At 70.7% G+C, this 13,273-nt stretch carries 13 protein-coding genes and 1 tRNA gene; 9 read left to right on the top strand and 5 right to left on the bottom strand.

Annotated features, from left to right (window positions below):
* Positions 1–8: 8 nt before the first annotated feature.
* The gene (locus EZ242_RS18475; RefSeq protein WP_135286672.1) at positions 9–836 is read right to left on the bottom strand and encodes a GNAT family N-acetyltransferase; all 828 of its coding nucleotides are present in this window, start codon (positions 834–836) and stop codon (positions 9–11) included.
* A 155-nt stretch (positions 837–991) separates the two neighbouring features.
* Between EZ242_RS18475 and EZ242_RS18470 the strand changes: the two genes are divergently transcribed.
* Positions 992–2,413: a hypothetical protein gene (locus tag EZ242_RS18470; RefSeq protein WP_135286671.1), complete on the top strand. Its 1,422-nt coding sequence runs from the start codon at positions 992–994 to the stop codon at positions 2,411–2,413.
* 160 nt (positions 2,414–2,573) lie between these two features.
* Here EZ242_RS18470 and EZ242_RS18465 read toward each other — a convergent pair whose 3' ends face one another.
* Positions 2,574–3,446, bottom strand: coding sequence for an MOSC domain-containing protein (locus tag EZ242_RS18465; RefSeq protein WP_135286670.1), 873 nt, complete (start codon positions 3,444–3,446; stop codon positions 2,574–2,576).
* Positions 3,447–3,511: 65 nt separating this feature from the next.
* Between EZ242_RS18465 and EZ242_RS18460 the strand changes: the two genes are divergently transcribed.
* Genes EZ242_RS18460 through EZ242_RS18445 form a run of 4 tightly spaced genes read left to right on the top strand, consistent with a single transcriptional unit; the run spans position 3,512 to position 8,349 of the window.
* On the top strand, positions 3,512–4,609 hold the full coding sequence (locus EZ242_RS18460) for an FAD-dependent monooxygenase (protein WP_135286669.1): 1,098 nt from the start codon (positions 3,512–3,514) through the stop codon (positions 4,607–4,609).
* A gap of 25 nt (positions 4,610–4,634) precedes the next feature.
* Positions 4,635–5,360 carry a DsbC family protein gene (locus EZ242_RS18455; RefSeq protein ID WP_135286668.1) on the top strand — a complete coding sequence of 242 codons (726 nt, stop codon included), beginning with the start codon at positions 4,635–4,637 and terminating at the stop codon, positions 5,358–5,360.
* Positions 5,357–7,114 carry a M61 family metallopeptidase gene (locus EZ242_RS18450; RefSeq protein WP_240787151.1) on the top strand — a complete coding sequence of 586 codons (1,758 nt, stop codon included), beginning with the start codon at positions 5,357–5,359 and terminating at the stop codon, positions 7,112–7,114. The genes EZ242_RS18455 and EZ242_RS18450 overlap by 4 nt, the downstream gene beginning before the upstream one ends.
* Complete coding sequence (locus tag EZ242_RS18445) at positions 7,087–8,349, top strand: DUF3108 domain-containing protein (RefSeq protein WP_135286667.1); 1,263 nt, start codon at positions 7,087–7,089, stop codon at positions 8,347–8,349. The genes EZ242_RS18450 and EZ242_RS18445 overlap by 28 nt, the downstream gene beginning before the upstream one ends.
* Positions 8,350–8,365: 16 nt before the next feature.
* On the opposite strand, the gene paaK is transcribed toward EZ242_RS18445, so the two are convergent.
* The 3 genes from paaK to EZ242_RS18430 are packed head-to-tail and all read right to left on the bottom strand — an operon-like array spanning position 8,366 to position 10,904.
* Complete coding sequence (gene paaK / locus EZ242_RS18440; RefSeq protein ID WP_135286666.1) at positions 8,366–9,661, bottom strand: phenylacetate--CoA ligase PaaK; 1,296 nt, start codon at positions 9,659–9,661, stop codon at positions 8,366–8,368.
* Positions 9,658–10,101 (bottom strand): hydroxyphenylacetyl-CoA thioesterase PaaI, encoded by a 444-nt coding sequence (paaI, locus tag EZ242_RS18435; RefSeq protein WP_135286665.1) that lies wholly within the window; start codon positions 10,099–10,101, stop codon positions 9,658–9,660. Before paaI ends, paaK begins: the two co-directional genes overlap by 4 nt.
* Positions 10,101–10,904: an enoyl-CoA hydratase-related protein gene (locus EZ242_RS18430; protein ID WP_135286664.1), complete on the bottom strand. Its 804-nt coding sequence runs from the start codon at positions 10,902–10,904 to the stop codon at positions 10,101–10,103. The genes paaI and EZ242_RS18430 overlap by 1 nt, the downstream gene beginning before the upstream one ends.
* A gap of 373 nt (positions 10,905–11,277) precedes the next feature.
* On the opposite strand from EZ242_RS18430, the gene EZ242_RS18425 reads away from it, so the two are divergent.
* The 4 genes from EZ242_RS18425 (at position 11,278) to EZ242_RS18410 (ending at position 12,979) form a co-directional block, all read left to right on the top strand.
* Positions 11,278–12,057 carry an enoyl-CoA hydratase gene (locus tag EZ242_RS18425; RefSeq protein ID WP_135286663.1) on the top strand — a complete coding sequence of 260 codons (780 nt, stop codon included), beginning with the start codon at positions 11,278–11,280 and terminating at the stop codon, positions 12,055–12,057.
* A gap of 44 nt (positions 12,058–12,101) precedes the next feature.
* Positions 12,102–12,178 (top strand) — tRNA-Met (locus tag EZ242_RS18420).
* Between the two features lie 280 nt (positions 12,179–12,458).
* Complete coding sequence (locus tag EZ242_RS18415; RefSeq protein ID WP_167784851.1) at positions 12,459–12,641, top strand: hypothetical protein; 183 nt, start codon at positions 12,459–12,461, stop codon at positions 12,639–12,641.
* 5 nt (positions 12,642–12,646) lie between these two features.
* Complete coding sequence (locus EZ242_RS18410) at positions 12,647–12,979, top strand: substrate-binding domain-containing protein (RefSeq protein ID WP_135286661.1); 333 nt, start codon at positions 12,647–12,649, stop codon at positions 12,977–12,979.
* Positions 12,980–13,273 lie beyond the last annotated feature (294 nt).

Here is a 13,273-nt window from a genome sequence, read left to right as displayed (position 1 = left end):
CGCGGCGCTCAGAGCGTGCGTCGCATCCACAGCTGGTGCAGCGGCAGGCGCTTCAGGCCGAGCTGCAGCAGCGCAGCGCCTCCCAGGCCGGGCCGCTGCAGCGGCGGCACGTGGAGCTCGTGGTCCGCATAGCGCGCCTGCAAGGACGCGACAAGATCGCGGGCACCGCCTTGCTCCCGCCCGACATCGACCAGGCTGTGCACGGTGATCCGCGGACCGGGCCCTTCGGAGAACACGAGCTGCGCCTGCGGTCCGCGCCAGGCCTGCAGGCGCACCGGCAGCGCGCGCAGGGACGGCGGGCTCACCTGCAGCGGCAGCTGCGCCGCCTGGGCGTCGAGCCAGGCATAGGCCTGCGGCAGCGCCACTGCGTCCGGCGCCGTGGCCGCCGCGGTCGTCAAGCGGCCCGCGTAACCGTGCAGTTCGTCAATCACCTCGAAGCCCCGCCCCTGGTAGAGCCGCAGCGCCCGCGTGTTCTGCGCGAAGCATTCGAGCTCCACCGCGTCCATGCCCGCGTCGCGGGCGCGCGCGAGCCAGTCGTCCAGCAGGGCGGGCGCGGCGCCGCTGCCACGGGCCGCCGGCAGCGCCCCCATGGTGCCCAGGCGCCAGCGGCCCAGGTCGGTTCGCGGGGCACTCAGGCAGAACGCGAGGGGGCGGCCCTGCTGCAGGGCCACGCGACTGAGGTCCAGGTCGATGCACTGGCGCGCCAGGAACTGCGGCCATTGGTCGAGCGAGGTCTCGAAGGGGCCGATCAGATAGTCGGCGAAGGCGGCGGTGAAGGCCGCATGCAGCGAGGCGGGTTCGACGTCGCGGGCGCCGATGATCTGGAACTCAGGCATGCGCCGAGTATGCGCACGCGGCTCAGCCGGTGGCCGGGCAGGCTGGGACGGGGGCCGCCCGTCAAGGGGCGGCCGGCGCACGCAGCCCTTTACCGCGCACCGCAATGCCCGTCCAATGGGCCTCTCGCGCTTTCTCGACGCGCCAGGAGTGCCCCATGAGCCAGCCCCTCGAATGCGACTACCTCGTCATCGGCACCGGCGCCGCGGGCATGGCCTTCACGGACGCGCTGCTCACGCATGCACCGGCGGCGCGCGTGCTCATGGCGGACCGGCGGCATGCCCCGGGCGGGCACTGGCACGACGCCTACCCCTTCGTGCGGCTGCACCAGCCCTCCACCTTCTACGGCGTGGCCTCGGTGCCGCTGGGCCAGGAGGAGATCGACCGCTCCGGCCTGAACGAAGGCTTCTATGAACTGGCCGGCGCCGACGAGCTGCGGGCCTACTACGCCCGCGTCATGCAGCAGCACTTCCTGCCCACGGGGCGCGTGCAGCATTTGCCGCTGTGCGACTGGCAAGGCGGCGAGCAGGGCCTGCACCGCCTCACTTCGCGGCTCACGGGCCAGACCCATGAAGTGCGCGTGCGCCGCAAGCTGGTGGACACGAGCTACCTGGAAGGGCGCATGCCGGCCACGAGCGCGCCGCCCTTCGCGCTCGGCGAGGGCGTGCGCTGCGTGCCCGCCGGCGAGGTGGCGCGGCTCGAGGCGGGCGCAGCGCGTCGCTTCGCCGTCGTGGGCGCGGGCAAGACGGCCCTGGACACCTGCGTGTGGCTGCTGTCGAACGGCGTGGCGCCCGAGGCGATCCGCTGGATCAAGCCGCGTGAGAGCTGGTGGCTGAACCGGCGCTTCCACCAGCCCGGCACGCTGCTGCCCGAGTTCTGCCGCGGCATAGCCATGCAGCTGGAGGCGATGGCCCAGGCGGCGGCGCCGCACGAGGTCTTCGAGCGCCTGGAGGCCCAGGGGCTGCTGCTGCGGGTCGACACCGCCGTGGAGCCGCAGATGATGCGCGGGGCCGTGCTGAGCGAGGCCGAGCTGGCCCTGCTGCGACGGATCACGGACGTGGTGCGCCTGGGGCATGTGCAGCGCGTCGAACGCGACCGCGTGGTGTTCGACGCGCACAGCATCGCGGCCGAGGCGGACACGCTCTACCTCCACTGCGCCGCCGAGGGCCTGGCCCGCCCGCCGCTGCGTCCGGTGTTCGAGGCGGACCGGGTCACCGTGCAGCCCGGCTTCTGGGGCTTCGCATGCTTCCAGTTCGCCTTGATTGGCGTGGTCGAATCGCTGCTGGATGACGTTGACGAGAAGAACCGGCTGTTCCCGCCCATCCACTACTGGGACGAGCCCGCCGATTACCTGGGCGCCTTCGCCGCGATGCTGCGTTCGCAGCAGGCCCGTGCCAGCTGCCCGGGCGTTGCTGAATGGGCGCGGCAGACGCGGCTGAATCCGCTGGGCGGCATCGGTTGGCAACGCGAGGACCCGCGGATGGCGGAAGCGCTGGAGCAGATGAAGCGCTTCGGACCGACGGCGGCGCAGAACCTGCCAAGGCTGATCGCGGAAGCGGCCGCGCCCGGCCGGCGCTGAGCGCGGGGTTTCTCTCGCCCCTTTCCCCTCTGGGGGAAGGCTGGGATGGGGGCTGCGCCAGAAGCGGCTCGTCGGCGCGCGCAGCCCCCACCCCCACCCTCCCCCAGAGGGGGAGGGAGAAACACTCGCCCCTTCCCTGCCGCCCGGCGCGCGCCGGGGATCAGTCAAAACGCCAATCGGCTCCCACAGCCTGCCCCACGCGCAGCACCTGCCCCGCGCCGGCACGCACGATGGCGTTCATGCCGAAGCACACCGCGCCGCCCAGGCGCTCGTTGCGGCGGTAGGCCTGCAGGGTGTCGCCCACCGCCGTGCCGGTCTCGGCCGTGGCCGGGTCCACGTCGGGAATGCTGCAGCGCGCGCAGGGCTTGACGGGGTCGAGTTCGACCGGCTCGTCGGCCGCCACCCGCAGCACGCCCAGCCGGTCCTCGTCCTGCGCCTGCAGGCCGGACAGCACGATGTTGGGCCGGAAGCGCTCGATGCCGATGGCGCCATGGCCAGCGGCTTCGAGGCGCGCATTGAGCTCCTGCAGCGAGGCCTCGGAGGCCACGAGCAGCGGGAAGGCGTCGGCGAACTGGTTGGGCGCCTCGGCGCCGCCGGTCCATTGCAGGCTGGACAGGCGCCGGTGCTCGGGGTCGAAGCGCACCAGCCGCAAGGGCCGGCCGAGGAAGTCGGTGAACCACTGGGCCGCGACCGCGCCCATGTCGTAGGCGGGCACCTCGTCGTCCCAGACCCGCACGCGCGTGGGTTCCTCCACCGTGTCCACCTGCAGGTGCAGCGCCAGCATGCCGGGCGCGCGCAGCACCACTTCGGAGGACTTGAGCTGAACCTTCACCAGCGCCATGCGGGGCAGCTCGCGTTGCGACACGAACTCGCCCTCCCGGTCCACGACCATCCAGGCGCGGTCCAGGTCCAGGCCGGTGTCGGTCAGGAGGGCTTCACTCACTTCCACGCCGGCGCAGGACTTGACCGGGTAGACGAACAGGCGCGCGATGCGGGCTTGCACCTCGGCGGTTTCAACGGGGGAACGGCTCATGTAATGCTTTTCCTTCAGCACGGGCGTTGGGGCCGTCGGGATTGTGCCGGCTCCTACAATGCGCCATGGCTGCGCCCCTTGACGTCTGTATCCGTGGCGACGGCGTGGTCGGCCGCACGCTCGCCCTGCTGCTGGCCCGCGACCGCCACCGCGTGGGCCTGGTCCAGTCCCCCGACGCACCTTCCGCGGACATCCGCGCCTACGCGATGAACGCCGCCTCGCGCGAGCTGCTCGGGTCGCTGCGCGCCTGGCCCGACGAGGCGCATGCCACGCCGGTGCTGCGCATGGACGTGCATGGCGACAACGGCGGGCTGGTCCATTTCCGCGCCGAGCAGCAGCACGCCGAGGCCCTGGCCTGGATCGCCGGCGCCGCGGCCCTCACCGAGCGCCTGGGCGAGGCCCTGCGCTTCCAGCCCTTCGTGGAACTGCTGTCCGAGCCGCGCCCCGCGGCGCTCACGGTGGTCTGCGAAGGCAAGGACAGCCGCACGCGCGCCGACTTCGGCGTGGAGTACGAGGTGCGCCACTACGCGCAACATGCCATCGCGGCGCGCCTTCGCTGCGAGAAGCCGCACGACCAGGTCGCGCGGCAATGGTTCATGGACGGCGACATCCTCGCCCTGCTGCCCCTGGCCGGGCCCCTGGGCCACGAGGTGGCGCTGGTCTGGTCCGTGGGCCAGGAGCGCGCCTCGGAACTGATGGCGCTGGATGCGCCCACCTTCGAGCAGCGCCTGGCCGAGGGCTGTCGCGGCAGCCTGGGCGCGATGACGCTCACCACGGAGCGCACGCGCTGGCCGCTGCAACTGTCCAAGGCCTCGCGCTGGTGCGGACCCGGCTGGGTGCTGGCCGGCGACGCCGCGCACACCGTGCACCCGCTGGCCGGCCAGGGCCTGAACCTGGGCCTGGCGGACGCGCACGAGCTGGCCCGCGTGCTGCATGCGCGCGAGTACTGGCGGCCGCTGGGCGACGAGAAGCTGTTGCGCCGCTACGAACGCGCGCGCAAGGCGCAGGTCATGGCCATGCAATGGGCCACCGACGGCTTGCAGCAACTGTTCGCGCAGGACGCCCGCCCCGTCGGCTGGCTGCGCAACTGGGGTATGCGCGGCTTCGAGCACAGCGGCCCGCTCAAGACCTGGGTCGCGCGGCAGGCGGCCGGTCGGCTTTGAAGATTTTCTGGAACGGATCACACGAATGAACACGAGCAAACGCGTCCTGCTGGCCTTGCTGGCCGCCGCCGGCCTGGCGGGCGCGGCCCTGGCCCAGTCGCCCGAGGCCACCATCCGCAAGAACCTGGCCGAGCGCGTGCCGCAGCTGGGGAAGATCGACGAGATCAGCAAGACGCCGATGGCGGGGCTGTGGGAGGTGCGCGTGGGCACCGACATCCTCTACACCGACGCGGACGGCCAGTTCCTGATCCAGGGCGCGCTGCTGGACACCAAGGCCCGCCGCAACCTGACCGAGGAGCGCGTGGACAAGCTGATGGCCATCGACTTCTCCGCGCTGCCGCTCAAGGACGCCTTCACCATCGTGCGCGGCAACGGCAAGCGCAAGATGGCCGTCTTCCAGGACCCGAACTGCGGCTACTGCAAGCGCTTCGAGCGCGACCTGCAGAAGGTGGACAACGTCACCATCCACATGTTCCTCTACCCCATCCTCGGTCCGGACAGCACGGCCAAGTCGCGCAGCATCTGGTGCGCCAAGGACAAGGGCAAGACCTGGGCCGACTGGATGGTGCGCGACCAGCCGCCGCCCGAGGCCGCCTCCTGCGACACCGGCGCCCTGGCGCGCAACGTGGAGTTCGGCCGCAAGTACAAGATCACCGGCACGCCGACGCTGATCTTCGCCGACGGATCGCGCGTTCCCGGGGCCATTGCCGCGGCGCAGGTGGAGCAGCACCTGGCCGACGCCGGCAAGTGAGCCCGGCGCGCAGCGCGGCCATCCACTTCCGGGTGGAGGCGGCGGACCTCCACGCGCACCTGTGGCGCGTCACCCTCGTGGTCGAGCGGCCCGCGGCCCCGCAGAAGCTGTCCCTTCCCGCCTGGATCCCCGGCAGCTACCTGCTGCGCGAATTCAGCAAGCACCTGCAGCGCCTCACCGCCCGCCAGGACGGCCGCGTCCTGCCCATGCAGCAGCTGGACAAGGCCACCTGGACGGTGGACTGCATGGCCAGCAGCGCGCTCACGCTCAGCTACGAGGTCTATGCCTACGACGCCTCGGTGCGCACGGCCTGGCTGGACGCGCAGCGCGGCTTCTTCAACGGCACCAGCCTGTGCCTGCGGGTGCACGGCCAGGAATCGCAGCCGCACACGCTGGAGGTGGCCCCGCCCGATCCGCAGTGGCAGCTCGCCACCGGCCTGGAGCCGCAGAAGGTGGACCGGCACGGCTTCGGCACCTTCTGGGCCGCCAGCTACGACGAGCTGGTGGACTGCCCGGTGGAGATGGGCCGCTTCTGGAGCGCCGAGTTCAAGGCCGGTGGCATCGCCCACCGCTTCGTGGTGGCCGGCGCGCCCGAGAGCTTCGACGGCGAGCGCCTCGTGGCCGACACGCAGAAGATCTGCGAGGCGGCCATCCGCTTCTGGCACGAACGCGGCAAGCCCCCCTTCAAGGGCTACACCTTCCTGCTGAACGTTGTCGATGACAACTACGGCGGCCTGGAGCACCGCAACTCCACCGCGCTCATCGCCTCGCGCCGCGACCTGCCGCGCCTGGGCGACGCGCGCCAGCACGAGGGCTACGTGACCCTGCTGGGCCTCATCAGCCACGAGTACTTCCACACCTGGAACGTCAAGAGCCTGCGCCCGGCGGAGTTCGCCCGCTACGACTACGCGAGCGAGAACTACACCGAGCTGCTGTGGTTCTTCGAGGGCTTCACCAGCTACTACGACGACCTGCTGCTGCGCCGCTGCGGCCTGATCGACGAGACCACCTACCTGCGCCTGCTGTCCAAGACCATCAACCAGGTGCAGCAGGCGCCGGGCCGCGAGCTGCAGTCGGTGGCGCAGGCGAGCTTCGATGCCTGGGTGAAGTACTACCGGCAGGACGAGAACACGCCCAACGCCACCATCAGCTACTACACCAAGGGCGCACTGGTGGCGCTGTGCTTCGACCTGAGCCTGCGGGCCGAGGGCGCGGGCTCGCTGGACGAGGCCATGCGGGCGCTGTGGAACCGCTGCACGGGCGGCCCCATGACCGAGGCCGACTTCGCCGCCGTGCTGCGCGAGGTGGGTGGGCGCAGTTATTCCCGCGAGCTGGGCGCCTGGGTGCACGGCACGCGCGAGCTGCCGCTGGCGGAGCTGCTGGCCACGCGCGGCATCGAGGTGCACCAGGACCCCGCGCCCCTTCAGCAGCGCCTGGGCCTGCGCACGCAGGACAGCGCCGGCAGCGTGCAGGTCAAGACCGTGCTGCGCGGCGGCGCCGCCGAGCAGGCGGGCCTGGCCCCGGGCGACGAGTGGCTGGGCGTGGAGGTGGCCGGCCAAGGCTGGCGCCTTGCCAAGCTGGATGACCTGCTGCTCTATGCCGGCAGCCACCGCCGCGTGACGGCCCTGGTCGCCCGCGACCGTCGCCTGCTGCGGCTGGACCTTCAACTGCCTGCCGGTGCGACCACCTGGCGACTGGCGCTGCGCGACGCCGTACTGGCGCAGCCATGGCTCGCCGCCAAGCCCCACGCCTGAGGCCGGCGCGCGTCCGGCCCGCCGTGCTGCTGGTGGTGGCCGTGCTGCTGCTGCACCTGGCTGCGCTGGAATGGCTGGCCCGACGGCACCTGCAGCCGCCGAGTGCCCTTTCGCAGATTGCGGAGCCCCTCTTCACGCGCCTGCTCGCACCCGCGGCACCACCACCGCCAGCCCCCGGCACGCCCGCGCCCGCGCTGGCACGGGTGGAGCGGCCGACGATCACCGCGCTGCCGCCCGAGGCGCCGCCGGTGCCCGCACCGTCCCCGCCGGCGCCCGCACCGGAACCTCCCGCGCCGCCCGCGCGGGAGCCGGAGCCGGAGCCGGAGTCGGTCGCCGCCGCGCAGCAGCAGCAGGAGGCTCCCCCCGCCGAAGAAGCGCCCGAGCCGCGGGCGGACGCCGGGGCCGCGGTCGAGCCGCCGCTGCCCGCGCAGGAGGCCGCGCAGCCGCCGGCGCCCGACACGGCGACGGCCTCGTCCGAGGAAGCGCCGCGCGCCGACGCGGCAGGCACCGAGCCCGCGCCTGCGCCCGCGCCCGCGCAGGCCGAGGCCGCGCCGGACCCGCAAGCTGCAGGCGGCACGGACACGGCCAGCCCGGACCGCTGGCCCGGCGACTCGCGCCTGGGCTACGAACTCACCGGCCAATACCGGGGCGGGCCGCTGCACGGCAGCGCCCAGGTGCAGTGGCAGCGCCAGGGCGTGCTCTACCAGGTGCGCGTGAGCATCCACATCAACCTGGTGGGCAGTCGCGTGCTCACCAGCCAGGGCCTGGTGCGGCCCGAAGGCCTGGAGCCGCGCGTGTACGAGGAGACCTGGCGCGGCAAGCGGCGCTCGGTGCGCCTGCAGGACGGCCGGGTGCTGTTCACCGACGGCAGCAGCGCCGAGATGCCGCCCGGCGTGCAGGACACGGCCAGCCAGTTCGTGGAACTGGGCCACCGCTTCGCGAGCGGGCGCGAGGCGCTGCGCGTGGGCGGGACGGCCGAGGTCTGGCTCGCCCGCCCGGGCGGCGTGGACCTGTGGACCTACGACGTGGTGGAAAGCGAGCGCCTCACCACGCGGGCGCACGGCGAGGTGGAGGCCTTCCGCCTCAAGCCCCGTCCGCTGTCCAAGCCGCGCGGCAACATCACCGCGGAGATCTGGATCGCACCCACGCTGCAGTACCTGCCCGTGCGCATCCGCGTGAACGTGGGCGAGGAGGACTTCGTGGACCTGATGGTGGAGACCATCGAGCAGCGCTGAAGGCCGCCCGCGCCGTTCACTTCCCCCGCAGGTCCACCACGCGCCGCGCCTTGCCCACGCTGCGCTCCACGCCGCCTGCGTCGCGCAGCTCCACCTTCGCGGTCGCGCCCACGTAGGCCTTGATGTCGTGCGCGAGGCGCTGCGCCGCCTCCTGCGCCGCTGGCGAGGCGGTCTCCAGCCCGGAGCGCACTTCCACCACCACCGTGAGGCAGTCCAGCGGGCCTTCGCGCGTGAGCACGCACTGGTAGTGCGGCGCGAGTTCGCCCTGGCGCAGGATCAGCTCCTCGATCTGCGTGGGGAAGACGTTGACGCCGCGCACGATCATCATGTCGTCGCTGCGGCCGGTGATCTTCTCCATGCGACGCATCGTCCTCGCCGTGCCCGGCAGCAGGCGCGTGAGGTCGCGCGTGCGGTAGCGGATGACCGGCAGCGCCTCCTTGGTCAGGCTGGTGAAGACCAGCTCGCCCATCTCGCCCTCAGGCACCGGCTGGCCGGTTTCGGGATCGACGATCTCGGGATAGAAATGGTCTTCCCAGATGGTCGGGCCGTCCTGGGTCTCGATGCACTCGTTGGCCACGCCCGGGCCCATCACTTCCGAGAGGCCGTAGATGTCCACCGCCTGCAGCGACAGGCGCCGCTCGATGCTCGCGCGCATGTCGTGCGTCCAGGGCTCGGCCCCGAAGATGCCCAGGCGCAGGCTGCTCTCGCGCGGATCCAGCCCCTGGCGCTCGAACTCGTCGGCGATGGCCAGCATGTAGCTGGGCGTGACCATGATGATGTCCGGGCGGAAATCGTTGATGAGCTGCACCTGCCGCTCGGTCTGGCCGCCACCGAAGGGCACTACCGTCAGGCCCAGGTGCTCGGCGCCGTAGTGCGCGCCCAGGCCGCCGGTGAACAGGCCGTAGCCATAGCTCACGTGCACCATGTCGCCGGGCCGCGCGCCGCTCGCGCGCAGGCTGCGGGCCATGACCTGTGCCCAGGTGTCGATGTCCTTGCGGGTGTAGCCCACCACCGTGGGCTTGCCGGTGGTGCCGCTGGAGGCGTGAATGCGCACGCACTGCTCGCGCGGGACGGCGAACATGCCGAAGGGGTAGTTGTCCCGCAGGTCCTGCTTGGTGGTGAAGGGAAACTTCGCCAGGTCTTCCAGGCTGCGGCAGTCCTGGGGATGCACGCCCGCCGCGTCGAACTTGGCCCGGTACACGGGGGAGTTCTCGTAGGCGTGCGACAGCGTCTGCTTCAGGCGCTGCAGCTGCAGCGCGCGCAGCTCGTCGATGCTGGCCTTCTCGATGGGCTCCAAGGGAAATGTCTTCATGCCTGCTCCTCCGGGATGACCGTCCCCTGGATCTGCGTGCTCTTGCCGCGGAACATCGCCACCACTTCGCCGCGCTGGTTGCGCACCGTCATGTCGTACACACCGTGCCGCCCCTGCAACACCCGCTCCACGCCCTCGCAGGTGAGCACGTCGCCGAGCTGCCCAGGCTTGAGGAACTCGATGCTGGCGCCGCCGGCCACGGTGACGCGGTTGCGGCTGTTGCAGGCGAAGGCGAAGGTGGAATCGGCCAGCGTGAAGATGAAGCCGCCATGGCAGATGCGGTGGCCGTTCAGGTGCAGCTCGCGCACCTCCATGCGCATGAGCGCGCGGCCGGGTGCGCATTCGAGCAGGCTCATGCCCATGGTGTCCTTCGAGGCGATGTCGCCCGCGAACATGGCCTCGCCGACGCGGGCGGCCAGTTCGGTGTCCTGTGCCGCCATCACTCCCCCTTGAAGCGCGCCGGGCGCTTTTCGCGAAAGGCCATCACGCCTTCGATGTAGTCGTGCGTGCGGCCCAGGGCCGACTGCGTGTCGCGCTCCAGGTCGAGCTGCTTGTCCAGGTCGTTGCGCAGGGCGGCGCGCAGCAGGTGGCGGGTCTGCACCAGCGCCTTCGTGGGCAGCTCGGCCAGGCGCTGCGCCAGCGCCACGGCGGTCTCGACGCAGTCCTGACCCTCGGGCGCCACGTCCCAGAGCAGCCCCCATTCCTTGGCCTCGCGGGCCGAGAGCTTGTCGCCCAGCAGGGCGCAGCCCATGGCACGGGCCAGGCCCAGCTTGTGCGCAAGGAACCAGCTGCCGCCGGCGTCGGGGATGAGGCCGATGCGGCTGAAGGCCTGGATGAAGCTGGCGTTCGGCGCCGCCACGGCCAGGTCGCAGGTCATGGCGAGGGACGCGCCCGCGCCGGCGGCCACCCCGTTGACGGCCGCCACCGTCGGCACGCGCAGCGCGACCAGGCGGCGCACCGTGGGGTTGAAGGCCTTGTCGATCACCGGTCCGGGGTCGGCGCGCTGGACCAGGTCGGGCCCGGGCTCGAAGTCGAACTCCGACAGGTCGGCCCCGGCGCAAAAGCCCCGGCCGGCGCCGGTGATCACGGCCGCGCGCAGGCCCGGGTCGGCCTCCACGCGGTCCAGCACGGCCTGCAACTGGGCATGCATGCGCCAGGTGAAACTGTTGAGGGACTGGGGCCGGTTGAGCGTGATCAGCGCGACGGCGCCGCGCGTTTCCAAGAGGACGTCTTCTTCGGTCATGGCAAGTCCAGTGAAACAGAGAAACTGCACCCCCCGCCGGGGCGAAAAGGGGTGCAGGAGTAGGCGCGGACCGCAGCCCAGGCTGGGCGCCTGGGCAAGGGCCGCAACGACCTCCTGCACCCCTTCTCGCCCCGGCCCTTCGGGTGAGCGCCAGAAAGCCCGCAGGCGTCGTTACGAATCCGCGCCAGGTGTCCAACCTGGCTCCGATTCGCGCCTAGCCTGCGGGCTTTCTGGCGCTCACGGGGGGTGCTGTTTCTCTGTTTCACTGGACTAGGTCTCCGCGGCGCACTCTAGCATTTCCCGACCGCGCGGTCGGTGAACGTTTTCCCTTGGGTTACAGTCGCCGGCTGGTCCCACTAGCCAAGGAATCGCGATGGCATACGAACTCATCGAGGTGAGCACGGAAGCAGGCAAGGTCGGCATCGTGCGCCTGAACCGCCCCAAGCAGCTCAATGCGCTGAACGAGGCGCTGATGGACGAACTGGGTGCGGCGCTCAAGGCCTTCGACGCCGACGAGGCCATCGGCTGCATGATCGTCACCGGTAGCGAAAAAGCCTTTGCGGCCGGCGCCGACATCGGGGCCATGGCGCAGTACAGCTTCGCCGACGCCTACGGCCGCGACTACATCACGCGCAACTGGGAAACCATCCGCAGCATCCGCAAGCCAGTCATCGCGGCGGTGAGCGGCTTCGCCCTGGGTGGCGGCTGCGAGCTGGCGATGATGTGCGACTTCATCATCGCCGCCGACAACGCGAAGTTCGGCCAGCCGGAGATCAAGCTGGGCATCATCCCCGGCGCCGGCGGCACGCAGCGCCTGCCGCGTGCGGTGGGTAAGTCCAAGGCCATGGACATGGCGCTCACCGCCCGCATGATGGACGCCCAGGAAGCCGAGCGCGCCGGCCTGGTCAGCCGCGTCGTGGCCGTGGACAAGCTCATGGAGGAAACCCTGGGCGCGGCCCTCACGATCTGCGAGTTCTCGCAGATCGCGACCATGGCCGCCAAGGAGTCGGTCAACCGCGCCTTCGAAAGCGGCCTGTCCGACGGTGTGATGTTCGAGCGCCGGCTCTTCCACGCGCTCTTCGCCACGGCGGACCAGAAGGAAGGCATGGACGCCTTCGTGAACAAACGCAAGCCCAGCTTCAAGAACCGCTAAGCCGCGGGAACCGCTTTTCTGTTGGCTATAATCTCGGTCTTCTCGGCGCTTTAGCTCAGTCGGTTAGAGCGATGGAATCATAATCCACAGGTCCGCGGTTCGAGTCCGTGAAGCGCCACCAACACCTAGACCCCTTGTAAGTCAATGACTTGCAAGGGGTTTTCCGTTTCCGGGGGTCCATTTCGGGGGTCCACTTGGGAACCAGCAGGCCGGCGCGCTTATGTCGGAAATCTTCGGGCGTTTTCTGCGTTCGCGTCCTCTTAGCGAATTCAGGAAACGGCCATTCCCGAGCGGAGCTTCGCCGCTCGCTTGGGACGAAGGACGCGAGCACGGCTCGTAGCATCAGCTCACATTTGAATGCGCTTCTCGAGCGCACGCCCATTGAACTGAGAGCGACGACCGTGACCGATTTCCTCGCCAACGCCGCAAGCACCCCCGGCCTGACCCTGCCGGGCATCCGCATCGGATCCGACGACGACCTGCGGCGGATGCTCGAGCTCATGCGCGCTTCGCCCGCCGTGGAAAAAGCCATTGCCGAGCACATTGCGAAAACCGGGACAGCTGCCGCAGCGCAGCGCCCATAGCGCCAATGCCGCCCGCTAGCGCGAGTCCGATCGCGCTGCTGGAGCAGTATCCGCAGCTGTCCGCCATCTACAACATCGGTGGCGCGTCCGACGGCGTGGGACGTGCATTGCAGCAGGCCGGCTGCGGCGACAAGGTCGTCCTCATCGGGCATGGCCTCACACCCGATACGCGCACGATGCTGCTCGAGGGCACCATGGACGCGGTGATTACACAAAGCCCGCAGACGGTTGTCGGCAACGCCTTGCGCGTGTTCTGCAACTTTGCGGCGCGCCGTGAGCCCGGTGCGGGCATCGACTCGCTACGCCTGAACATCGTGCTTCGTGAGAACCTGCCCTGAGTGCGTGCAGAGATACGCGCCCCGGACTGCGAGTGCCACCTAACCTGAGTTAGCCTGGCTCAGCACGCTGCTGCAGAAGCCTGGTGGAAACGACACGCAGCGGCGCATCCACGCGGGCAGGATCACGGCGCCACTCGGGCGTCAACTCCAGGAGCCCGCGACGCGCGTGGCAAAGTCTCAGTCGCGGTGCGCCTCCGCGCGAAGCCGGGCCAAGCATTGCGTCAAACTTTGTCTGTGATTACACGTCGGAACGGCGCCGGCTCGCGGCTGTTCACCGGCGTGAAGTTACTGCCC

This window comes from Ramlibacter rhizophilus (genome assembly GCF_004681965.1).
GTDB lineage: Bacteria > Pseudomonadota > Gammaproteobacteria > Burkholderiales > Burkholderiaceae_C > Ramlibacter > Ramlibacter rhizophilus.
This window is presented reverse-complemented; position numbering and strand designations above follow the sequence as displayed.